The organism is Piscicoccus intestinalis NBRC 104926 (assembly GCF_001515525.1).
Taxonomy (GTDB): domain Bacteria; phylum Actinomycetota; class Actinomycetes; order Actinomycetales; family Dermatophilaceae; genus Kineosphaera; species Kineosphaera intestinalis.
In genome coordinates this window covers 43097-65200 of the sequence record NZ_BCNQ01000015.1, presented here as the reverse complement: position 1 = coordinate 65200, position 22104 = coordinate 43097, and the positions used below count along the sequence as shown (strand labels likewise).

Here is a 22104-nt window from a genome sequence, read left to right as displayed (position 1 = left end):
CGGCTCGACCGTGACCGTACCGTTGAAGTCGTCATCCTCCTCAGGTGAGTCGGTGATGACCCCGACCCGTGCGTTGCCCTCGCCACGCGACTCGTCGGTGATCGAGACCACCTGCTCCTCCGCGGAGTCGGAATCGCTGGTGTCGCCGGACTCTCCGGTGTCGCCGGAGTCGGTGAGGCCGGCGGCCTCGGCGGCCGCGGGCTCGGGCCGTCCGTCCTGGGCGTCGGGCTGCGGGTCCGAGTGCGCGCCCGGGGGCAGCCCGTCGCGCCCGGGCTCGTAGTCGAAGGGCTGCAGCGGCACCGCGTCGGGGTCGGGCTCCAGACCGACGTCGGGGATCGACGTCGGGGAGGCGGTCGCCGGCACGTGGTCCGCGGAGGCAGGGGCCACGTCGGCGGGCGGCGAGGCGACCTCGGCAGAAGGCGCCGGTCTCGCGCTCGATTCGACGGGCAGCGCGGGGCCGGTCGCGCGAGGCAGCCGACGCGGCCGGCGTCGACCTCGCTTGGCGGCCCGTTCGCGCAGCCCGGCGGTCAACTCGCTGTCGGGATCGTGCGCGTGCCGCGGCGCCGGGTGATCCTGCCCCGCAACGGAATTTCCGGCGAACCCCGCGGCTGCTGGGGCCCCCGACTCGTCGGCGTCACCGCGGTACGAGCCGTACCCGGCTGCGTCGAACCGGTCCGGACGCGGCAGCTCACGCTCGTCGCCGTGGTCGATCTCGACCGCGGAGCCGTCGCCCTGGTCGGTGCGTGGAGCGGTGCTCCGATCGGTGCTGCGGCCCGTGCTGCGATCGGAACTCTGGTCGGTGCCGTGATCACTGTTGCGGCCGGTGTCGCCGGCGGAACGGTCGTCGCGCCCTGCCGCACCGGCCGCGCCGAAGCCGGCGCCCGGGTGCGGAGTGTCGGGGCCTGAGGGCCGAGGCGCCGCAGGGGCCTCGTCGCCGCTGAGCCAGCGGGCCTCGTCGTCGACGGGCGCGACGGTCATCGACGAGCGGGAGAAGTGCCACGACGCGACCCGGCGGCGCCCGCCCGCGGCGAACCGCAACTCGACGGTCCACTGCCCGTCTTCGGAGCGCCAGGAGTCCCACTCGGTCTCCTGGACGGGCACGCCGCGCTGCTCGAGCCGCTGGTCCACGCGCTCCGAGAGGGAGACGGTGGTGCCGGTGTGGCTCGGCACGTGCGCGTCACCGGCGATGCGCGCGATGTGCGCCCGCTCGGCGAGGATCGGCCCCTCGTACCGGTGCACCTTCTCCACCGGCCACCCGGCGCGCTCGGCGGCCTCTTGGGCGTTGGCTCCGGCGCGAATCATCGCCTGCACCTCGGTGGGGCGCATCGGCTCCGCGCTGGGGCGCGCGTCGCTGTACTCCCGGCGCAGCACCGCGCGCAGCGCGTCGTCGATCGGCAGCAGGTACTCCTCGCCGCCGCGGCCGGACAGCAGCAGATGCCGGCCGTCCTCGTGGACGCCGATGAGGTGCAGGTCGGGCATGTGGTCTCCAGATCGCTACGTGGCCCTCGACGGCCTCGACAGCCCCCGCCGGTCACCGGGGGCCCGCGAAGGCCCCCCGCTGGCCCTTCAGGACCACGAGGGACCGCGAGAGACCACGAGGACCACGTCGGCCACAGTGGATCGATCCCGGTGAGCGGGTCGCGTCGCGGGGCGACGGTCGTGGGGCAGCACGAGACACGTGAGGTCCACGCCAGACTACCCAGCGGGGCTCCGTCGACGAAACGTCCGCAGGGCGCGTCCGCGCGTCTGACTAGGCTCGGTGACTATGGACATCCCCGCCGACCCTGCCGCCCCGACCGGGCCGGTCCCCCCAAGCAGCGCGACCGCGCCCGACGCGCGAGCTGTGCACGATCAGATCGAGGGGGTCGATCCGCGGGCGCTGGAGGCCCTGGCGGTCGACCTCGCGGTCGCGGCCGGGCGGCTCATCGTGCGGGACCGCCCGGACCGGCTCTCGGTCTCCACGAAGTCGAGCAGCACCGACGTCGTGACGACGATGGACGCCGACTCCGAGCGGTACCTCGTCGAGCGGCTCGGCCGCGAGCGGCCCGCGGACGCGGTGTTCGGCGAGGAGGGCGCCGCTCGGGCCGGCGACAGCGGGATCACCTGGGTGCTCGATCCGATCGACGGCACCGTCAACTACCTGTACGGGATCCCCGAATACGCGGTCTCCGTGGCGGCCGTCGTCGGTGATCCGACGGTCGACGGCGCGTGGCGGCCGATCGCGGGTGCCGTCGCGCACCCCGAGCGACTCGAGCACGGCGTGGTCTACTCCGCCGCACTGGGCCACGGCTCGAGGATGCGGCGGGTCGGGCGGGCCGACTCTGCCGGCAGCGGCTACGGCAGCGGCTCCGGCAGTGGCTCCGGCAGCGGCTCCGGCAGCGGCGCCGGCTCGGAGGGTGGGCCCGTCGACGCGGGCGAACCGCTGGGTACCAGCGGGGCGGTCAGTCTCGAGCAGACGCTGCTGGGCACGGGATTCGGATACCTGCCGCGGGTGCGTCGGCGGCAGGCGCGGGTGCTGCTGGAGCTGCTTCCGGCGGTCCGAGACATTCGTCGCGCCGGCAGCGCGGCACTCGACCTGTGCGCCGTGGCGGCGGGCCGGCTCGACGCGTACTACGAGCGGGGCGTCAACCCGTGGGACTACGCCGCGGGGTGGCTCGTCGTCACCGAGGCCGGAGGAGTGGTCAGCGGAGTCGGTGCGAGCGCGCCGGGCGCGAACGGGATCGTCGCGGCTGCGCCGGCCGTGCACGCGGCCGTCCGCGACCTCGTCGAGACGGTCACCGCCGGGGTGCCCGAGGGCGAACCTGAGTCGCCGGGCGGGGGCAGGTAACGGAGGCCGGATGCGGGCGTGCGAACGCCGGCCGACCCTCGGGCGGGTCGGCCGGCGTTCGACAGTCGCTCGGCCGGATCAGACGGTGGCCGCGCTGCGGTAGGGGGCCAGTTCGGCGATGTTGAGGTCGTGCTCGTTCGCGGTGCGCGCGAGCGAGTTGAGCTCTCCGAGACGGACATGCACGAGCAGTTCGTCGTCATCGATGGTGGCCTGGTGCAGTGACGCGATCGCGTCCTGGGCACGGGTCTGAAGTGCGAGGGTGAGTTCGGACATGTTCCACCTCCTGGTGAGAGTGAGTTCCACGGATGGCCGACCGCAGCGTCGCGACCGGCTGGATGCCATGGGAAGGGTCGCCTAAACCCTATTGCCTGGGTCACACCCCCGCCTAATCGTCAGGTGACAGCCGTGTTACAACTGCGTGTCCAACGGTCGACAGCGGCCGTTCGATACAGAATTCGTCGCGTTCGGCGCCCGAGTCGCCCGCTCGGCGCGCACCCGACCCGGCGACGCGCCGAGATTGGCGGCTCGCAGGAGGAATCACTGAGGGCCCTAAGACGTTTCTCGGGCGCGAATAGGGCACAATCCCCGCGTCGGCACGCATGGCCCGGCCAGACCGCGCAAGGCCGCTGCCGCCGCGAACCGTAGGGACGAGGAGAGACAAGCCGAATGGCAACTGACTACGACGCACCACGCAAGACCGACGACGACGACCTCAACGAGGACTCGCTGGAGGAGCTGAAGTCGCGGCGCGTCGACAAGGGCGCATCCAGCGTCGACGTCGATGAGACGGAGCAGGCGGAGGGCTTCGAGCTGCCCGGCGCCGACCTGTCCGGCGAAGAGCTGTCGGTGCGTGTGATCCCCAAGCAGGCCGACGAGTTCACCTGCAGCCGCTGTTTCCTGGTGCACCACCGCAGCCAGCTGGCGGGCGAGTCCGGCGGCCAGCCGATCTGTAAGGAGTGCGCGAGCTGACCCGGCTCACGATGGCGGTGCGCCGGCTCGACGCCGGCCTGCCGCTGCCCTCGTACGCACGGCCCGGAGACGCCGGCCTCGACCTGCACTGCCGGGAGGACGTGAGCATCGACCCCGGTGAGCGCGCGCTTGTCGGCACCGGCATCGCGGTCCAGATCCCGCCCGGCTGGGTCGGCCTGGTGCATCCGCGCTCCGGGTTGGCCGCGCGGCACGGGCTGTCGATCGTCAACGCACCGGGCACCGTCGACTCCGGTTACCGCGGCGAGATCCTCGTCAACCTCGTCAACCTCGATCCCCGGGAGCCGGTGCACCTCCACCGCGGCGACCGCATCGCCCAGCTGCTCCTGCAGGAGGTTGCGCAGGTCGACCTCGTGGAGACCGATGTGTTGTCCGAGTCCGAACGGGGGGACACTGGACACGGGTCGACCGGCGGCCACGGCGCGCGGCTCGCGCCGACGGTGCCGCCGACCGCGCCCGAACGGGACGGCTGACCGACGGCGCCCGCAGGCCCGATGGGTTCGGGTCAGGAGGAGGAGAACTCGACATGGCACTGTTCCGGCGTAAGCGCGCGGCGGGCGCCGACGCCCCGACCGCGAACGGCCAGAACGGCGAGAGCGGCCGGGCCGACCAGCAGGGCCGCGACGGGCAGGACGCCCGGGCGGCGGGGGCGCAGCAGGCCGAGGCGGCCGAGCCCGACCCGCAGAGCGGCCCGTTCGACGTCGACGACCTGCCGACCCGCGAAGGCCTCGTCGATCTGGGCGGCATCATGCTGCCGGGCATCCAGGGCCTCGTCGTCTCCATGGAGATGGACCAGGCCAGCGGTGACGTGACGGCGGTCCGCATCCACCTGGGGGAGTCGCAGCTGCAACTGCAGGCGTTCGCGGCCCCGCGCTCCAGCGGTATCTGGGACGAGATCCGCACCGAGATCGGCACGGCGCTGGAGGCGCAGGGCGGCAGCTCCCAGGAGCAGGAGGGTGAGTTCGGCACCGAGCTGATCGTGCGGGTGCCCGGCCGGGGCCCCGACGGCAAGCAGGTGACGACCGCCATGCGCTTCGTCGGCATCGACCGGCCGCGCTGGTTCCTGCGCGGCGTGCTCACCGGCCCGGCGGCCACCGACCCGCAGGCAGCCTCGCCCTTCTTCGACCTCATCCACGTGACGGTCGTCAACCGCGGCACCGAACCGATGGCGCCGCGCGAGCTCCTGCCGCTGCACCTGCCTCCGGAGGCTCCCGGGAGTCACCCCACGCCCGGCGGCCAGCCCGCCTCCCCGTCGGGTGAGCAGGCCAGCGACCAGACCGACACGTCCCAGACCGCCTCCCAGACCGACGCGTCGCGGAGCCGGGCCCGCTCCACGGACGACCTCAAGCCCTTCGAACGGGGCCCGGAGATCACCGAGATCCGCTGAACGATGAGCTTCCTCACCCGTATTCGGGACCATCTGACCCGATCCACCGACGAACTCGAGGCCCGCGAGCTGAGCACGGACGGCCGGCGCGCCGGGGCCCAGCAGATCGGCGACCTCACCGATCGCGACATCGCCGACGTCGTCGGCGTCGTCCGCAATCTCACGATGCCGCCGAAGACCCAGGTGCCGTGTCTCGTCGCGGAACTCTACGACGGCACCGGCGCGCTGGCGCTCGTGTGGCTGGGCCGCCGCGAGATCGCCGGTATCACCTGCGGGGTGCGCATGCGCGCCCGCGGGAGGGTGATGATGCGCCGCGGCCAGCTGACGATGCTCAACCCGACGTACGACCTGCTGCCGCCGCGCACGACCGAGTGAATCTAGGCGGGGTCGGGCGGGTCTGAACACCCACCCGACCGGCTCGTCACGAGTCGAGGTCGCGGGTGAGCATGACGTCGGGGTTGAGGAGGCGTTCCAGGTCGGCCTCCGACTCCTCGGAGGTGACCAGGAGCAGTTCGTCGCCGACCTCGAGCAGATCGTCGGCCGACGGCGCGATCGCCCGCTGCTCGCGCACCAGGCACGTGAGCACGGTGTCCGGCGGCCAAGGCACCTCGCCGACGCGGCGGGTGGCCCACGGGCTCGTCGGCGGCAGCGTCATCTCCACGAGCACCGCGCCGGACTGCTGGAACTCGAAGATGCGCACGAGGTCTCCGACGGAGACCGCCTCCTCGACGAGGGCGGTCATGAGGCGCGGGGTGGAGACGGCGACGTCGACGCCCCAGCCCTCGTCGAACATCCACTCGTTCTTGGGATTGTTGACGCGGGCCACCGTCCGCGGCACCCCGAACTCGGTCTTGGCGAGCAGCGAGACGACGAGGTTGACCTTGTCGTCACCGGTCGCGCCGACGACGACGTCGCAGGTCTCCAGACCGGCCTCGTGCAGGGCGGTCAGCTCGCACGCGTCGGCGAGCAGCCACGCGGCGTCGGGCACGCGCGAGGACTGCACGTCCTCGGCGTCGTTGTCGATGAGCAGCACCTCGTGCCCGTTGCCGATGAGTTCGCGGGCGATGGAACGCCCGACGCTGCCGGCGCCGGCGATGACGACGCGCATGGTGTGGTCCTTTCCGGCGGGCCGGCCCGCCCGCGACGCGGGACGGGTCAGGAGGTGGGCGGGGGCGTCTCGAGGATGCGCTCGATGCGGGGCAGGTCGGCGTTCGCGCAGACGACGTTGAGCACGTCCGACTCCTGGAAGACCGTGTCGCGGGTGGGGATCAGCCCCTGCGCGAGGCGGGACACGTACGCGATCCGGGCCCCGATCTGCTCCTCGATCCAGAAGATCGGCTTGCCGATCCAGGCCGGGTGGCTGGCGACCTCTGCGACGACGACCATTCCGCTGGGGTCGGTGTGCTGGGGCACCGAGCCGTGCGGCAGCAGCCGGCGCAGCACCCGGTCGGCGGTCCAGCGCACGGTCGCGACGGTCGGGATGCCCAACCGCTGGTAGAGCTCGGCGCGGCCCGGGTCGTAGATGCGGGCGACGACGTTGGCCACGCCGTACGTCTCGCGGGCCACGCGGGCCGCGAGGATGTTGGAGTTGTCGCCGCTGCTGACGGCCGCGAACGCGTAGGCGTGCTCGATGCCCGCCTTGGCCAGGGTCTCGCGGTCGAACCCGACGCCGGTGACCCGCCGCCCCTCGAAGTCCGAACCGAGTCGCCGGAACGAGGCGCGGTCACGATCGACGACCGCGACATCGTGGCCCTGCTCCTCCAGGCTGAGGGCCAGCGTGGAGCCCACGCGCCCGCAGCCCATGATGACGAAGTGCACGTCGTTGACGGTACACGCCCGGCGCGTCGCGATTCACGCATGACGCGAGGTCGAGCCCGGTTTGCGCGCCTGCGGCCGAACTTGTCGGCGCCCCGGCCTACTCTGATCGGGTGCCGAACGCTAGTCGCGCGCTCAAGCGCCTGCTACTGGGTCGGGCGATGCGCAGCGACCGGTTGGGAGAGACCCTCCTGCCCAAGCGCATCGCCCTACCGGTCTTCGCCAGCGACGCCCTGTCGTCGGTCGCCTACGCGCCCGACGAGATCCTGCTGACCCTGGCGATCGCCGGCGGCACGATCGCGGCGCTGCACAGCTGGCAGGTCGCGGTCGCGGTCGTCTTCGTCATGGTGGTCGTCGTCGCCTCCTACCGGCAGAACGTGCACGCCTACCCCTCCGGGGGCGGCGACTACGAGGTGGCGACCGCCAACCTCGGCCCCCGCGCGGGCATGACGGTGGCCAGCGCCCTGCTCGTCGACTACGTGCTCACGGTGGCGGTCTCGGTCTCCTCGGGGGTGCAGAACGCGGGCGCCGCGCTGCCCTGGGTGCGCGGCCACGAGATGCCGATCGCGGTGCTGCTCGTCGTCGTCCTGACGACGATCAACCTGCGTGGCGTGCGCGAATCCGGCACCGCCTTCGCCGTGCCCACGTACGCGTTCATGATCGGCATCGTCGGCATGGCGGCGTGGGGGTTCGCGCGCCAGGCGATGGGCACGCTGCCGGCGGCCCCGAGCGCCGAGCTCGACCTCGTGCCCGAACCGGGCTACGGCGAGCTGACCGCTCTCGCGTTCGTCTTCCTGCTGCTGCGCGCGTTCTCCTCCGGCTGCGCCGCCCTCACCGGCGTCGAGGCGATCTCCAACGGCGTGCCCGCCTTCCGTAAACCCAAGAGCCACAACGCCGCCACGACGCTGCTGCTCATGGGTGCCATCTCCGTGACCATGCTCATGTCGATGGTCCTGCTCGCCCGGGCCACCGGCCTGCAGTTCGCCGAAGACCCGGCCACGCAGCTCTACCGCGACGGGGAGCCGGTCGGCGCCGGCTACGTGCAGGAGACGGTCATCGGCCAGCTCGCGCACACGGTCTTCGACAACTTCCCGCCGGGGGTGTTCTTCATCGCGGCGGTCACCGGCGTCATCCTCATCCTCGCCGCGAACACCGCCTTCAACGGCTTCCCCGTGCTGGCCTCGGTGCTCGCCAGAGACGGGTTCGTGCCGCGGCAGCTCTCGCAGCGCGGCGACCGGCTCGCGTTCAGCAACGGCATCCTCATCCTCGCCGGCGCCGCGATCGTGCTCATCGTCATCTACGACGCGCAGGTGACCCGGCTCATCCAGCTCTACATCGTCGGGGTGTTCGTCTCGTTCACCCTGAGCCAGATCGGCATGGTGCTGCACTGGAACCGGCACCTGACCGATGAGCGCGACCCGACCGCGCGACGGCGCATGCAGCGCTCCCGCGTCATCAACGGCGTCGGCGCCACGATGAGCGGCCTCGTGCTCATCGTCGTGCTCGCCACGAAGTTCGTGCACGGCGCCGGCTACGCGGTCGCCGCGATGGTGCTGCTGTACTTCCTCATGGCGGCCGTGCGGCGGCACTACGACTCGGTCTCCGCGGAGCTGGCGCTGTCCGACGACCCCCGCGAGGAACGGGCGCTTCCGTCGCGGGTGCACGCGATCGTGCTGGTCAGCAAGATCCACAAGCCGACGATGCGGGCGTTGGCCTACGCCCGGGCCTCGCGCCCCTCCTATCTGGAGGCGATCACCGTCGACGTCGACCCGGAGAGCACGCGCGAGCTGCTGCACGAGTGGGACGCCCGCGACATCCCGGTGCCGCTGCGGGCGCTCGACTCGCCGTACCGGGAGATCACCCGGCCGATCCTGTCCTACGTCAAGGACGTGCGCGCTCGGTACCCGCGCGACGTGCTCACGGTCTACGTGCCCGAATACGTCGTCGGGCACTGGTGGGAGCACATTCTGCACAACCAGAGCGCGCTGCGCCTGAAGACCGCGCTGCTGTTCACCCCGGGCGTGATGATGGTCAGCGTGCCCTGGCAGCTGGCGTCGTCCAAGGGGCAGGAGCAGCACCAGTGGTACACCGACACGAACCCGGCGGGGCGGTCCTCTGCCGGTCCCGGCCCCGACCTGCCGACGCGCCGATGACCGAATCGGCCCGGTTGCGGCTGGAGACGACGGGTTTCGCACACGGCGGCCACGCGGTCGCGCGCCACGAGGGGCGCGTCGTGTTCGTGCGGCACGCGCTGCCCGGGGAGGTCGTGCTCGCGCAGGTCACGCGCGGCGGCGCCGACGACCGGTTCTGGTTCGCCGACGCCGTGAGCATCGAACGCGCCGCGCCGGGGCGGGTCTCGCCGCCGTGCCGCTACGCGGGGCCGGGCGGCTGCGGCGGCTGCGACCTGCAGCACGCCGATGTGGCCACCCAGCGCGAACTGAAGGCGGGGGTCGTGCGCGAGCAGCTGTCGCGGCTGGCCGACCTCGACCGCGACGTCGTCGTCGAGCCGGTGCCCGGCGACGAGAACGGGCTGCGGTGGCGCAGCCGGGTGGAGTTCGCCGTCGACGCCGCGGGCCGGGCCGGGCTGCGCCCGTTCCGCTCGCGCGACGTGCTGCCCATCGACGACTGCCTCATCGCCCGGCACGACATTCTCGACACCGGGGTGCTGTCGCGTGCGTGGCCCGGCCGGGCGGGTGTCGACGCCGTCGCCCCGAGCGTCGGTGAGCCGGTGCTCGTGCCGCTCGTGCCGCGCGTGCCGCCGAGGGAGGCGGCCCGGGGTTCTCGTCGCCCCGGCCGGTCGGACCGATCGGGCGGGGAGCGCCGGCGCGGGCGGGTGGTGCCGCCGCGGCCGGAGGAGCCGGTGCCGGAGGTGCTCGAGCGGGTCGAGACGCCGCGCTGGTCGGGGCAGTTGGCCGTCGGCGCACGCGGTTTCTGGCAGGTCCACCCCGGAGCGGCCTCGACGTTCCTCGCCCGCGTGCTCGATGCGCTCGAGCCACGCCCGGGGGAGTCGGCGCTCGACCTGTACGCCGGCGTCGGGCTGTTCGCGAGAGCCCTGGCCGACCTCGTCGGGCCTGGCGGTCGCGTCACCGCCGTGGAGGGCGACCGGGAGGCCGTCGACTACGGCCGTCGCGACACCGCCTCCGTGCGGCAGCTGGAGTGGGTCGCGGGCGACGTCTCGGGCGCGCTGGCACCCCGGGTGGAGGCGGGACAGCGGGCCGATCTCGTCGTGCTCGACCCGCCGCGCACCGGGGCCGGCGCCCGCGTCATGGCCCAGGTCGCGGCCCTGCGACCGCGCGCCGTGGCGTACGTGGCCTGCGACCCCGCCGCCCTGGCCCGCGACCTGCGGGCGCTGACCGACTCCGGGTACGAGCTCGCCGACCTGCGCGCCTACGACGCCTTTCCGATGACCCACCACGTGGAGTGCATCGCGGTGTGCGTGCCGAGCGGCGGTCGGCCGCGCTGACGCCCCGGTCGGCGCTCCCCACTCGGTGGGGCCGCCCCGCACGTCGACCGCCGAACGTGCGCGGCCGGTCGATCGCCGCCGTTCCGTTTCCGTCACCCCTTTTCGGGGAGCTGCCCCTGTGCTACTTTTATCTCGATGTCGAGATATCTCGCTATCGCAGGTCTCGACGCCAGGTCTCGCGCCGACCACGCCCCGTGCGCGAAGATGGCCACTTGATCCGCGCTATTCCGGGCCTGCGACACACCAGGATGGGGGCAGACCCGCGGGATCGACAGTGACGTCCGGCGAGATCAGCGAAAATCGCCCGCAACACCGACAGCAGCGAAGGAGCCCCACGTCGTGAGCAACGCACCCGACAGTTTCCAGGCCAAGGACACCCTGCAGGTCGGGGACAAGTCCTACGACATCTACCGGATCGACAAGGTCGAGGGATCGGCCACGCTGCCGTACAGCCTCAAGGTGCTCCTGGAGAACCTGCTGCGCACCGAGGACGGCGCGAACATCACCGCCGACCACATCCGGGCGCTCGGGAGTTGGGACGAGAACGCCGAGCCCGACACCGAGATCCAGTTCACCCCGGCGCGGGTGCTCATGCAGGACTTCACCGGCGTGCCGTGCATCGTCGACCTCGCGACGATGCGGGAGGCCGCGGTCGACCTCGGCGGCGACGCCGAGAAGGTCAACCCGCTCTCGCCGGCCGAGCTCGTCATCGACCACTCGGTGCAGATCGACGTCTTCGGCCAGCGCGACGCGTTCGAGAAGAACGTCGAGTTCGAGTACCAGCGCAACGGCGAGCGGTACCAGTTCCTGCGCTGGGGCCAGGGCGCCTTCGCCGACTTCAAGGTCGTGCCGCCCGGCACCGGCATCGTGCACCAGGTCAACATCGAGCACCTCGCGCGCGTCGTCATGGAGCGCGACGGCGTCGCCTACCCCGACACCTGCATCGGCACCGACTCCCACACGACGATGGAGAACGGTCTCGGCGTGCTCGGCTGGGGCGTCGGCGGCATCGAGGCCGAGGCCGCGATGCTCGGCCAGCCCGTCTCCATGCTCATCCCGCGCGTGGTCGGCTTCAAGATCACCGGGGAGATCCCGGCGGGCGTGACCGCCACCGACGTCGTGCTGACCGTGACGCAGATGCTGCGCGAGCACGGGGTCGTCGGCAAGTTCGTCGAGTTCCACGGCGAGGGCGTCGCCTCGATCCCGCTGGCCAACCGCGCCACGATCGGCAACATGAGCCCCGAGTTCGGCTCCACCTGTGCGATCTTCCCGATCGACGACGTGACGATGGAGTACCTGCGCCTGACCGGGCGCTCCGACGAGCAGGTCGCGCTCGTCGAGGCGTACGCCAAGGAACAGGGCATGTGGCACGACCCGAGCCGCGAGCTGCGCTTCTCCGAGCACCTCGAGCTCGACCTGTCGACGGTCGTGCCCTCGATCGCCGGCCCGAAGCGCCCGCAGGACCGGATCCTGCTCTCGGAGGCCAAGACCTCCTTCCGCAAGGTGCTGCCCGACTACGCCGAGGACGACAACACCGAGGTCGTCGGCGAGGACAACGGCTCGTTCCCGGCCAGCGACCCGCCCGGCTCCGACGACTCCGAGGCCGGCATCGAGGCGCCGGCCGAGTCCGGCAACGGCGACGGCCGCCCGCACAAGAAGGTGACGATCAGCCGCAACGGCGACTCGTTCGACATCGACCACGGCATCGTCTCGATCGCCTCGATCACCAGCTGCACGAACACCTCCAACCCCTCGGTGATGCTCGCGGCGGGCCTGCTCGCCAAGAACGCCGCGGAGAAGGGCCTGAAGGTCAAGCCGTGGGTCAAGACATCGATGGCGCCCGGCTCCAAGGTCGTCACCGAGTACTACGAGAAGGCCGGCCTGTGGCCCGCGCTGGAGCAGCTCGGCTACTACCTCGTCGGTTACGGCTGCACGACGTGCATCGGCAACTCCGGCCCGCTGCCCGAGGACATCTCCGCGGCGGTCAACGAGAACGACCTCGCGGTCACCTCGGTGCTCTCCGGCAACCGCAACTTCGAGGGCCGCATCAACCCCGACGTGAAGATGAACTACCTGGCCAGCCCGCCGCTGGTCGTCGCGTACGCGCTCGCCGGCACGATGGACTTCGACTTCGAGTCCGAGGCCCTCGGGCAGGACTCCGACGGCAAGGACGTCTTCCTCAAGGACATCTGGCCCAGCGCCGACGACGTGCAGGCCACGATCGACTCCTCGATCGACCGGGACATGTTCACGAGCCAGTACGCGGACGTCTTCAAGGGCGACGAGCGCTGGCGCGGCCTGGACACGCCCGCCGGTAACACGTTCGAGTGGGACCAGCAGTCGACGTACGTGCGCAAGCCCCCGTACTTCGAGGGCATGACCATGGAGCTCACCCCGGCCTCGGACGTCTCCGGCGCGCGGGTGCTGGCCAAGCTGGGTGACTCGGTGACCACCGACCACATCAGCCCGGCGGGGTCCATCAAGGCCGACAGCCCGGCGGGTGTCTACCTGTCCGAGCACGGGGTCGACAAGAAGGACTTCAACTCCTACGGCTCGCGGCGCGGCAACCACGAGGTGATGATCCGCGGCACGTTCGCGAACATCCGCCTGCGCAACCAGCTGCTCGACGGCGTCGAGGGCGGCTTCACCCGCAACTTCCTGGCCGGCGGCGAGCAGACGACGATCTACGAAGCCGCGCAGGCCTACCAGGAGGCGGGCGTGCCGCTCGTCATCCTCGCGGGCAAGGAGTACGGCTCGGGCTCGTCGCGCGACTGGGCGGCCAAGGGCACCCGGCTGCTCGGCGTCAAGGCCGTCATCGCCGAGAGCTACGAGCGGATCCACCGCTCGAACCTCATCGGCATGGGTGTGCTGCCGCTGCAGTACCCGCAGGGCGAGAACGCGCAGTCCCTGGGTCTGGACGGCACCGAGACGTTCGACATCACCGGCATCGAGGCCATCAACGAGGGCTCGACGCCGAAGACGGTGCACGTCAAGGCGTCCAAGGAGGGTGGCGAGGCCGTCGAGTTCGACGCGGTCGTGCGCATCGACACCCCCGGTGAGGCCGACTACTACCGCAACGACGGCATCCTGCAGTACGTGCTGCGGAGCCTGGCCAAGGCCTGAGCGCCGCACCGGGCTCCGTCCGGTCGACGACGTGGAGGAACCCCGCGCCGTGAGGTGCGGGGTTCCTCTGCGTCTGAGGATTGCCCTCCGGTCCAGACGACTTGGAGGCCCGAGCCCCGGACTGGAGATGTTCCCGTACGTTGACATCGGCGTAGGATGGGTCCGTGACCACGATTCCAGTCGCAGACAGCGTTTACCGCCTCGGCAGGGCCGTCCGCGACGTGCGTAAGCGGCAGAACCTCACCCAGGCCGAGCTGGCGCACCGGGCCCACGTCAGCCGGATGTTCGTGATCGACCTCGAAGCGGGGCACCCCCGCGCCGAGCTGGGCAAGGCGCTGGCCGTGCTCGAGGCCCTCGGCATCTCTTCCGTCATCGACGAGGGGAGCGACGACATGACCGTCACCGCGTCCCGCCGACCCGCGTCCACCCGGGCAGAGGACCGGCTCGCGTTCTCAGACGCCGCCCTCGCGCTGGCTGGGCACGAGGTCTCCGACCCCGCACTGCGCTCCATCACCGAGCGGGCGGCCCGCGGCGACCTCACCGCCGACGAGGCGATCGCGGAAGCCCGTCGCCGCGTCCAGGGTGATGGCAACTGATTCGACGAGGCATGCGTTCCGCACCTGGGACGACTACTACATCCCCGGAACCACCGTCCTCAGGAACAGGTTCACCGGCCCCGGCACGCCGTACGGAGAGCCCGACCCCGGCAGGCTTAAGCAGCTGGAGGAGGTCGCCACCGCCGTCCGGCTCCAGGAGTTGTTCGACGACCCGATCCAGGGCCGGTTCGATTATGACCACATGAAGGCGATCCACCGCCACGTTTTCCAGGACGTCTACGACTGGGCGGGCGAGGAGCGGGTCGGCCCCGCAGGCTTCATGTCGAAGGAGGGCCACAGCTACTACCCGGCGGGCCCGGCGCTGACGGAGGCTGCGGAGGCCGAGTTCCGCAAACTCGTCGCGAAGGACCACCTGCGTGGGCTCGACCAGAAGGGATTCGTCCGTGGCCTCGCCGAGAGCTGGGGCGAGCTCAACGTGATCCACAGCTTCCGTGAGGGCAACACCCGCACGCAGTTCGCGTTCTTCCATCAGCTGGCCGAGCAGGCCGGCTTCACGATCGACACGAGCAAGTTCGCGCCCGGGGCACCGCTGCGCGACGACTTCGTCGCGGCCCGCTTCCACAGCCAGGACTCCGGCAGCAACGAGCGCCTCGCCGCCGTGCTGGAACAGGCGATTACGCCCGCGCGGCAGCCCGAGCCCGACCTCGAGCCCGTCGACAAGGCCCAGCCGCAGACGATAGGGGACCGACCGCCTCCACCGGCGCGAGCACCGCGCCCGGCAGGCCCTGCGCGTCGCCCGCACCCCTGAGCATGAGGGCAAGCCAGAGCCGACAGCCAAGCGCATTCAAGCAGGCCTGCGACGAGCCCGTCGTCAGGCTGAAGGCCCGCCAACGGACGTGCCGGCGCCGTCTCCGGTGGCCGGTCTTGTTGCTGCGTCACACTGTTGCGCGCGGAGCCGGAGCCCGGTGGGCCGTCGCTCTGTTCACCGCCAGCAAGGAAGCCACCATGAAGCGCAGGATCCACATCGACCGCGACGGACTGACTCTGGTCGGCGACCTCTTCGTCCCGGACGCCTTCGACGAGGACGGCTCCTACCCGGCCGTCGTCGTGCAGGGCTCGTTCTCCTCGGTGAAGGAGCAGATGCCCGACTCCTACGCCGCGCGGTTCGCCGCGCAGGGGTTCCTGGCCCTGTCGTTCGACTACGCGCACTACGGCCAGAGCGACGGGCAGCCGCGTCAGTTCGAGTCGCCGGACGAGAAGCTGCAGGACCTGAAGGCCGCGGTGACCTACCTGCTGGCGCAGCCGTTCGTGTCCGCGGTCGGCATGGTGGGCGTGTGTACGTCCGCGAGCAACGGGGTCTATCTCGCCGCGGAGGACGCGCGTCTGAAGGGCCTCGCGACCATCGCCGGGTTCCTCGCCGACGCCGGGTTGTTCCATGCCACCTACGGCGAGGACGGCATCGCGCGCAGGCTCGACGAGGCGGCCGCGGCTCGGCGCGCCTTCGAACGCAGCGGCACCGCGACGACCATCCCCGTCTACAGCGAGACCGACCCCAGCGCGGTCAACTACAACCCGACGGCCGGTGCCTACGACTACTACACGAACCCGCGGCGGGGGAACGTGCCCGAGTACGTCAACGCGTTCGACGTGAGGTCGTGGGACGGCTGGCTCGGGCTCGACCCGCTGGTCCGGGCAGCGCAGATCACCGTGCCCACGATCGTGGTCCACTCCGACGGTTGCGCCGCACCCGACAAGGCGAAGCGACTGCACGCCGCCGTGCAGGGGGAGAAAGAGCTCGTCTGGACCGAAGGGAACCACTTCGACTTCTACGACGCCCCGGACCGGATGGACGAGGCCGTCGCCCACGTCAGCAGATTCTTCCGCAACCACCTGGTCTGATCCGCTGGACAACTAGCTCCCGGGGGCCGATCGGGGCGGCGGGCCGACGCGAGAGTGGCTCCGCGTCCTTGCCAGCTCGCTCAGTCGGATCGGGACTCGCTGGTGATCGCGCGCGTGAACTCTGTCGGCGCGGGAACCGGTCGTTTCGCGCCGCGGTAGTCGAAGAACACGAGGTTGACCTTGGCGACGGCGACGAGCGTGTCGTCGGCGGCGCGCACGACGCGGCAGACGACGTCGCCGCCGTAGCGGTTGGGGTCGGCGATGCCGACGTCGAGGCGCAGCACGTCGCGCAGCCGGGCCTCGGCCTTGTAGACGACCGCGAGGTCGCTGACGATGACGCCCGGCTGGGTGTCGCTGCCGATCTCGGACAGGCCCAGGCTCTCCAGGAACCGCGACCGCGCCTCGCCGACGAAGCTGACCACCCGCTCGTGGGCCAGGTGCATGCCGGCGTTGATGTCGTCGAAGCGCACCTGCAGCTCGGTGCTGAACGTGTAGGTCTCGTCGGGATAGTCGAGCTTGATCCGCGCCATGGCCGAAGTCTCCCAGCCATGCCGCGTGGCACCCCGGCCGGACCGCTGTCGGGGAGGTCACAGGGGCACAGCCGAATTCGCGCCGCGGGCCCGGGACGCCGGAGTCTTGTCGGTGGTCCGCGTGACACTGACACACATGAACGAGGTACACGTGCCACCGGGCTGGCCCCGGCAGGTTCCGCCGCCGGACACCCCGGGCTGGCGGGAGGCCGCCGTGCCGTGGCTGCTCGACCAATGCCCCGCCGACTACCGGGCCTACGACGTGTGGCGGCGCCACCCCGAGGCGCTCGCGTGGATCGCCGCCCGGCACGTGGCCGGCGAGGTCGAGGCGATGCGCTCCGCGTACCGCGTGGCCCGCATCGACCTGGCCGAACGGGTGCCCCCCGAGGCGCTCCCGGAGGTCATCGACGCACTGGAGTCCGAGGGGTTGCGGTTGCGGGCGGTGGCGCACGCCGCCTCCCTCGTGTGGGAGGCCATGACGGGGAAACGCTATGTGCCCCGCCTCTAGGGCCGTCGGGGTCTCTGGAGCCCTCGGGGCTCTCGGAGCCGGCGGCCTCGCCTCGATCGGGCGGTCAGTCGGCGGGCACGGCCTCGCCGGCGCCCTGGTCGCGCAGGCGGGCGCGCAGGCGCTGCGCCGCCTCGTCCATCGCCTGCGGCGAGGGGTCGCGCTCGGCGTTGCGCATGTCGTGGTCGCGGGCGGTCCACGTCGGCCAGACGTGCAGGTGCACGTGCGGCACGTCGAACCCGGCGACGAGCAGGCCGACGAACGGCGACTCCCACTCGGCGCGCTGGGCCCGGCCGATCGTCTGCGCCACCCCGGTGAGGTGCGCCATGAGCGCCGGCTCGACGTCGGTCCACACCGGCGCTTCCTCGCGCGGCACGACGAGCACGTGGCCGGGTGTCAGGGGCTCGATGGTGAGAAAGGCGACGCAGCGGTCGTCGCTCCAGACGAACCGGCCGGGGATGTCCCCGGCGATGATCTTGCTGAACAGGGTCGGCATGCCTCCTGCCTACGCCACCGGGCGCCCCGCGGCAAGCGAGCGCCCCGCATCAACGCACGATCCGGGCTCGCGGTCGCCTCGTCGGGCGTCACGGACGGCGCCACGTCGGGCGTCGGGGATGCCTTGCTGTCGGGCACGAGCCGGGACCTTCGACACGAGTCGGCGACACATCGGCCGGTTCTCGCCGACCGGGCAGCGCGCCTGTCGCATCCGGGTCTAGCCTCGGGCGCGTCTGCTTCGTGGAGCGAGGAAACCCATGCCCAAGGCATCACCGGCCACCGTGCGCCTGTTCCGCATCGCCACCCTGTTCACGGTGCTGGCCGTGGCCATGGGATCGGTGGTGTGCGCCACCGACTCCGGGTTCGAGTGCAGCACCTGGCCGGGCTGCTATCCGGGGCGCACGCTGCCGGGGCAGAGCGACATCGCGGCGCTGCTGTACCAGAACCCCGTCATCGAGATCACCCACCGGGTGTCGGCCATCGTCGCCGGGCCGCTCGTGCTGGCGTGCGCACTCGTCGTGCTGCGGCGGTCGGACCTGTCTCGGTTGACCCGCGGGCTGCCGTGGCTGGGCGTGGCCGGTGCGATCGCGGCCGGGGCCTTCGGCCGCGCGGTCGTGCTCGGCGGCATCCCCACGTGGGCGGGGGCCATCGACCTGTTCTGTGCCCTCGGCGCGATGGCCGCGATGACCGTGGCGACCGTCCGCCTCGAACGGGGGGACGCCCGCTTCGTGCCCAACCCGGTGGCCGCGGCCGCCGCGGGTTCGGTGGCGCTGCTCGTGACGATGCACCTCGTCGGCCTCTTCACGGCCGGCCCCGGCTCCTACACCCGCTGCATGAGCTGGCCCGTGTGGCAGCTGGTCGCGGCCGACGGCTCGATGACGCTGCAGGTCACCCGCTGGGTACTGGCGATCGCCGCGATCGCCGCGATCCTCGTCGCGGGCCGGCGCGCCTGGCTGGTGCCCGGGCTGACGGTGCACGCCGTCGTCTCCGTCGGGCTGCTCGCCACGGTGCTGGCCTTGGGGATCGTCATCATGGCCACGCACGTGCTGCCGGGCATCGGGGTCGCGTACTCCCTGGCCACGGTCGCGCTGCTGTTCCATCAGGTGCTGTTCGCGACGCGCGCCGCGCTCACCGACCCGAGCGCCGCCCGCCCACGTGGCACCCGGGAGCGCGTCGACGCCTGAGCCGAGGTCGGGCGACCGGCACCATCTCGGAGCTCTTGCAGCCCTTGCGGCGCTTGGGGCTCTTGAAACTCTCAAGGCTCTTGCAGCGCTCGGCGCTCTCATGGCTCCTGCAGCGCTCAGGGCTCTCAGGGCCGCAGCGCCTCGGCGATGCCGTCGTCGACGCTGGTCAGCCGGCGGGTGTACCAGTCGCTGCGGGAGGCGGGGTCCGGCCGCAGCCGCACCGTCGCGCTGACGACGCTGGCGCCGTGGGTGCCGACGAGCACCCGGCCCAGCTGCAGATACTCGACATCCGGCAGGGCGTCCTTGAGCTGGCTCACCCGGTGCACGAGGTCCTCCAGCGCGGTCACGTCGGCCCAGCCGCTGCCGCGATGGTTGAACAGCAGCTTCGACGCCTTCACCTCCCGCACGAGAGCGGACACGTCCGACTCGGTGAGCGGCGGGATGCCGTAGGCGATGTCGCCGAGCAGGTCGAGGTTGCCGAGGGCCACGCCGAACGCGATGGCCGGCCCGAACGACGGATCCTCCGCGCAGGTGATCTGCGTCGGCACCCCCGGGGGCGACATCGTCTGCACGACGAGACCGGCGCCGGCCATGTCGTCGATGCCGCCGGCGAGCTCGGCCCAGGCCTGACGCAGGTCGTCCGCGTTCTCCAGGTGCATCCGGGAGTGCACGATGTCCATCCGCCGGCGCACCGACGGGTCCGTGGCACGCAACACGACGTTCCAGCCCAGCTGTGTGCCGGCCTGCACCGCCTCCTCGAGCGTGCGCACCGGCCGCGACGGCAGCAGCCGGATGCCGTAGCACGCCAGCAGCCGCACGGTCTGGTCGTCGTCGAGCACGACCCCGTCCGGGTGCTCGCGCAGCACCTCGACGACGAAGGCGCGGGCCGCCTCCTCGCGCACGTCGCCGAACACGCGCAGCGTCGGTTCGGGTCGGCGCAGCCACTCCGAGTACTCGATCGCCTTGGCCAACGCCCGCACCGCCGTCTCCGGCGTGCGGTACGCCGGCACCGAGCCGGAGACGGGAGACTCCCTGCGTTCGAGACCCCCCGGGCTGTCCGGACTGTCCGGGGTGTCGGCACCGTCGGCGCCGGCGGCACCGGCGGCACCGTGGGTACCCCTGGCACTGAAGGCATCGCTGGCACTGGCGGCACCGTCAGCACCGGCGGCGCTGCCGACAATGGCGGCACCACTGGCACTGGCGGCGCTGGCGACGCCGTCGGGGTGATCCTGCGGCTGGTGCGTCTGCCCGGGAGGGTCGTTGCGCAGGATCGCCGGCACACCCTCCATCCCGAGGAACGTCGTCACCAGCGGTTTTCGCCCGGTGGCCGCGGCGGCCCGCAGGGCGGCGGCCGCCTCGGTGACGTCGGTGGGCACGACGCTGGCGTAGAGCGCCACGACACCGTCGACCCGGTCGTCGGCCATGAGCCGCTCCAGGGCCTCGGTGTAGTCGCGCGCGCTCGCCGTCGCACCCAGCGAGGTGGCCTCGACGACCTCCAACCCGGCCGTCCACGACGCCTCGGCCGCGAGGATCTCCAACCCGTAGGAGTTGCCGACGATCGCGACCCGCCGCCCTCGCGGCAGCGGCTGGTGGGCGAGCAGCTGCGCGACGTCGAACATCTCGTCCACCGTGTCGACCTGGATGATGCCGGCCTGCCGGAACATCGCATCGACCGCAGCCTGCGGCACCCGCGGGCTCGGCACGTCGCGCAGCGAACGCGCCGGGACGCACTCCTGCGCCGCCCCGGGTCGCTGCGGGCCCGCGGAACCAGGGGAGTCGTGGGAATCCTGGGAGTCCTGGGAAATCGCGGAACCCTGGGGATCCTGAGAACTGCGAGAACCGTCCGGCTGCTGGGGATCCTGCTCACTCGGGGCGGGCAGGATGGGCAGCGGCCGCGTGGTCACCGGCGAGTGCGGGTCCGATGGCGAATCGTGCAGCGAGCGGCGCCCCGAACGCACCGCGACCACCGGCTTGCGCCGCCCCACCTGGCGCGCGATGCGGCTGAATTTGCGTGCGTTACCGAGGGATTCCAGGTACAGCAGCACGACGTCGGTCGCCTTGTCCTCCTCCCAGTAGTGGAGCAGGTCGTTGCCGGAGACGTCGGCCCGGTTGCCGGCCGACACGAAGGTCGACAGGCCCAGCCCGCGGCGGGCCACGGTCTCCAGGATCGTCACGCCGAGCGCCCCGGTCTGGCAGAAGAATCCGACCCGGCCGGTGGCCGGCATGACGGTCGACAGGGAGGCGTTGAGACGCAGGCCGTCGAGGGTGTTGACGATCCCGAGGCAGTTCGGCCCGATCATCCGCATCCCGGCGCCGCGCACCCGCTGCAGCAGCAGTTGCTGTTGCTCGCGGCCCGCTGCGTCGGTCTCGGCGAACCCGCTGGAGACGACGATGAGGCCGTGCACCCCCTTGGCCGCGCAGTCTTCGACGACCGCGGGCACCAGGTCCGCCCGCACCGCGACGACCGCCAGGTCGACGTCCTGCGGCACGTCCCGCACGCTGGCGTAGGTGGGCATCCCGAGCACCGCCGACACGTTCGGGTTGACCGCGAACACCCGCCCGCCGAAGTCGCCGGTGATGAGGTTGTGCAGCAGGATCCGCCCCACGGTGCCGGGCTTCGGGCTCGCTCCGATGACCGCGACCGACGCCGGCTCGAAGCAGCGCTGCATCGACACCGCCTCGGCGCGGTGCTCGCGGGCGAGCATGACGCCGACCGCGCGTTCGGTCGGCTCGACGGAGCACTCGAACCACAGGAAGCCGTCCTCCCGGCTCATCCGCATCTGATAGCCGGCGGCGCGCAGGGTGCTGATCATGTCGCCGTTCTCGGGCATGATCTCCGCGACGAACTTCGTGACGCCGCGCTCCCGGGCGGTCTGCGCGAGGTGCTCCAGCAGGATCGTGCCGATGCCGCGGCCGTGATGGGCGTCGTCGACGAGGAACGCCATCTCCGCCTCCCCGGGGATCCTCGTCCGGTCGTACGTGCCCAGCGCGAGGATGCGATCCCCGGACTCCAGCACCAACGCCACATGGGTGTCGTAGTCCAGGGTGGTCCAGCGCGTCAGCTCGCTCTCGGTGAGCTCCGGATGCGGGGCGAAGTAGCGCAGGTACTTCGAGTTCGGCGACACCCGCGCGTAGAACGCCACGAGGCCGTCAGCGTCGGTGGACCGGGTCGGTCGAATCCGCGCCGTGCGCCCGTCGAGCAGGAGCACGTCGGCCTCCCAATGCGCCGGGTAGCCGGGGCCGCCCCGCGCGTCCGGAGCACCCGGGGCACTGGGCACACTCGAGGCACTGGGCACACTCGCAGGGCTCGCCGGGCTTGGTGTCGCCTGCAT

The 22104-nt window shown here is 71.8% G+C and carries 20 protein-coding genes; 13 read left to right on the top strand and 7 right to left on the bottom strand.

Translation table 11 applies throughout. The features are described 5' to 3' along the window. A partial coding sequence (gene sepH / locus PINTE_RS04685) for a septation protein SepH (RefSeq protein ID WP_068426964.1) occupies window positions 1–1479 on the bottom strand: 1479 nt, incomplete at its 3' end. Between the two features lie 364 nt (window positions 1480–1843). On the opposite strand from sepH, the gene PINTE_RS04680 reads away from it, so the two are divergent. Beyond that, window positions 1844–2827, top strand: coding sequence for an inositol monophosphatase family protein (locus tag PINTE_RS04680; protein ID WP_068426962.1), 984 nt, complete (start codon window positions 1844–1846; stop codon window positions 2825–2827). 78 nt (window positions 2828–2905) lie between these two features. Here PINTE_RS04680 and PINTE_RS04675 read toward each other — a convergent pair whose 3' ends face one another. After that, on the bottom strand, window positions 2906–3100 hold the full coding sequence (locus PINTE_RS04675; RefSeq protein WP_068426957.1) for a hypothetical protein: 195 nt from the start codon (window positions 3098–3100) through the stop codon (window positions 2906–2908). Window positions 3101–3493: 393 nt separating this feature from the next. On the opposite strand from PINTE_RS04675, the gene PINTE_RS04670 reads away from it, so the two are divergent. From PINTE_RS04670 to PINTE_RS04655, 4 genes are read left to right on the top strand one after another with little or no spacing between them, the layout of a single operon-like run. After that, window positions 3494–3796, top strand: coding sequence for a DUF4193 domain-containing protein (locus PINTE_RS04670; protein ID WP_068426955.1), 303 nt, complete (start codon window positions 3494–3496; stop codon window positions 3794–3796). A gap of 11 nt (window positions 3797–3807) precedes the next feature. Beyond that, the gene (gene dut, locus PINTE_RS04665) at window positions 3808–4287 is read left to right on the top strand and encodes a dUTP diphosphatase (protein ID WP_068426982.1); all 480 of its coding nucleotides are present in this window, start codon (window positions 3808–3810) and stop codon (window positions 4285–4287) included. Window positions 4288–4340: 53 nt separating this feature from the next. Then, on the top strand, window positions 4341–5201 hold the full coding sequence (locus tag PINTE_RS04660; protein WP_068426953.1) for a DUF3710 domain-containing protein: 861 nt from the start codon (window positions 4341–4343) through the stop codon (window positions 5199–5201). A gap of 3 nt (window positions 5202–5204) precedes the next feature. Then, window positions 5205–5576: an OB-fold nucleic acid binding domain-containing protein gene (locus PINTE_RS04655; protein ID WP_068426952.1), complete on the top strand. Its 372-nt coding sequence runs from the start codon at window positions 5205–5207 to the stop codon at window positions 5574–5576. A 46-nt stretch (window positions 5577–5622) separates the two neighbouring features. Here the strand turns inward: PINTE_RS04655 and PINTE_RS04650 are convergent, their stop codons facing one another. Further along, the gene (locus tag PINTE_RS04650) at window positions 5623–6309 is read right to left on the bottom strand and encodes a potassium channel family protein (protein WP_068426950.1); all 687 of its coding nucleotides are present in this window, start codon (window positions 6307–6309) and stop codon (window positions 5623–5625) included. A 47-nt stretch (window positions 6310–6356) separates the two neighbouring features. Beyond that, the gene (locus PINTE_RS04645) at window positions 6357–7019 is read right to left on the bottom strand and encodes a potassium channel family protein (RefSeq protein ID WP_068426949.1); all 663 of its coding nucleotides are present in this window, start codon (window positions 7017–7019) and stop codon (window positions 6357–6359) included. A 110-nt stretch (window positions 7020–7129) separates the two neighbouring features. Between PINTE_RS04645 and PINTE_RS04640 the strand changes: the two genes are divergently transcribed. From PINTE_RS04640 to PINTE_RS04610, 6 genes are all read left to right on the top strand, one after another. Then, window positions 7130–9169: an APC family permease gene (locus PINTE_RS04640; RefSeq protein WP_068426947.1), complete on the top strand. Its 2040-nt coding sequence runs from the start codon at window positions 7130–7132 to the stop codon at window positions 9167–9169. Continuing rightward, the gene (locus PINTE_RS04635) at window positions 9166–10479 is read left to right on the top strand and encodes a class I SAM-dependent RNA methyltransferase (protein ID WP_068426946.1); all 1314 of its coding nucleotides are present in this window, start codon (window positions 9166–9168) and stop codon (window positions 10477–10479) included. The genes PINTE_RS04640 and PINTE_RS04635 overlap by 4 nt, the downstream gene beginning before the upstream one ends. A gap of 339 nt (window positions 10480–10818) precedes the next feature. Continuing rightward, window positions 10819–13602, top strand: coding sequence for an aconitate hydratase AcnA (gene acnA, locus PINTE_RS04630; RefSeq protein ID WP_068426945.1), 2784 nt, complete (start codon window positions 10819–10821; stop codon window positions 13600–13602). A 164-nt stretch (window positions 13603–13766) separates the two neighbouring features. Then, on the top strand, window positions 13767–14198 hold the full coding sequence (locus PINTE_RS23825; protein WP_217996495.1) for a helix-turn-helix domain-containing protein: 432 nt from the start codon (window positions 13767–13769) through the stop codon (window positions 14196–14198). Beyond that, entirely contained in the window at window positions 14188–14967 is a 780-nt protein-coding gene (locus PINTE_RS04615) for a Fic/DOC family protein (RefSeq protein WP_068426943.1), read from the top strand. Before PINTE_RS23825 ends, PINTE_RS04615 begins: the two co-directional genes overlap by 11 nt. 197 nt (window positions 14968–15164) lie before the next feature. After that, the gene (locus PINTE_RS04610) at window positions 15165–16058 is read left to right on the top strand and encodes an alpha/beta hydrolase (protein ID WP_068426942.1); all 894 of its coding nucleotides are present in this window, start codon (window positions 15165–15167) and stop codon (window positions 16056–16058) included. 80 nt (window positions 16059–16138) lie between these two features. On the opposite strand, the gene PINTE_RS04605 is transcribed toward PINTE_RS04610, so the two are convergent. Continuing rightward, entirely contained in the window at window positions 16139–16588 is a 450-nt protein-coding gene (locus tag PINTE_RS04605) for an acyl-CoA thioesterase (protein ID WP_068426940.1), read from the bottom strand. 136 nt (window positions 16589–16724) lie between these two features. On the opposite strand from PINTE_RS04605, the gene PINTE_RS04600 reads away from it, so the two are divergent. After that, window positions 16725–17096 (top strand): hypothetical protein, encoded by a 372-nt coding sequence (locus PINTE_RS04600; protein WP_068426938.1) that lies wholly within the window; start codon window positions 16725–16727, stop codon window positions 17094–17096. Window positions 17097–17160: 64 nt separating this feature from the next. On the opposite strand, the gene PINTE_RS04595 is transcribed toward PINTE_RS04600, so the two are convergent. Beyond that, window positions 17161–17589 (bottom strand): HIT family protein, encoded by a 429-nt coding sequence (locus PINTE_RS04595; RefSeq protein ID WP_068426937.1) that lies wholly within the window; start codon window positions 17587–17589, stop codon window positions 17161–17163. A 256-nt stretch (window positions 17590–17845) separates the two neighbouring features. On the opposite strand from PINTE_RS04595, the gene PINTE_RS04590 reads away from it, so the two are divergent. Then, window positions 17846–18772, top strand: coding sequence for a COX15/CtaA family protein (locus tag PINTE_RS04590; RefSeq protein WP_068426936.1), 927 nt, complete (start codon window positions 17846–17848; stop codon window positions 18770–18772). 125 nt (window positions 18773–18897) lie between these two features. Here the strand turns inward: PINTE_RS04590 and PINTE_RS04585 are convergent, their stop codons facing one another. Continuing rightward, window positions 18898–22050 carry a bifunctional acetate--CoA ligase family protein/GNAT family N-acetyltransferase gene (locus PINTE_RS04585; protein WP_217996494.1) on the bottom strand — a complete coding sequence of 1051 codons (3153 nt, stop codon included), beginning with the start codon at window positions 22048–22050 and terminating at the stop codon, window positions 18898–18900. Window positions 22051–22104 lie beyond the last annotated feature (54 nt).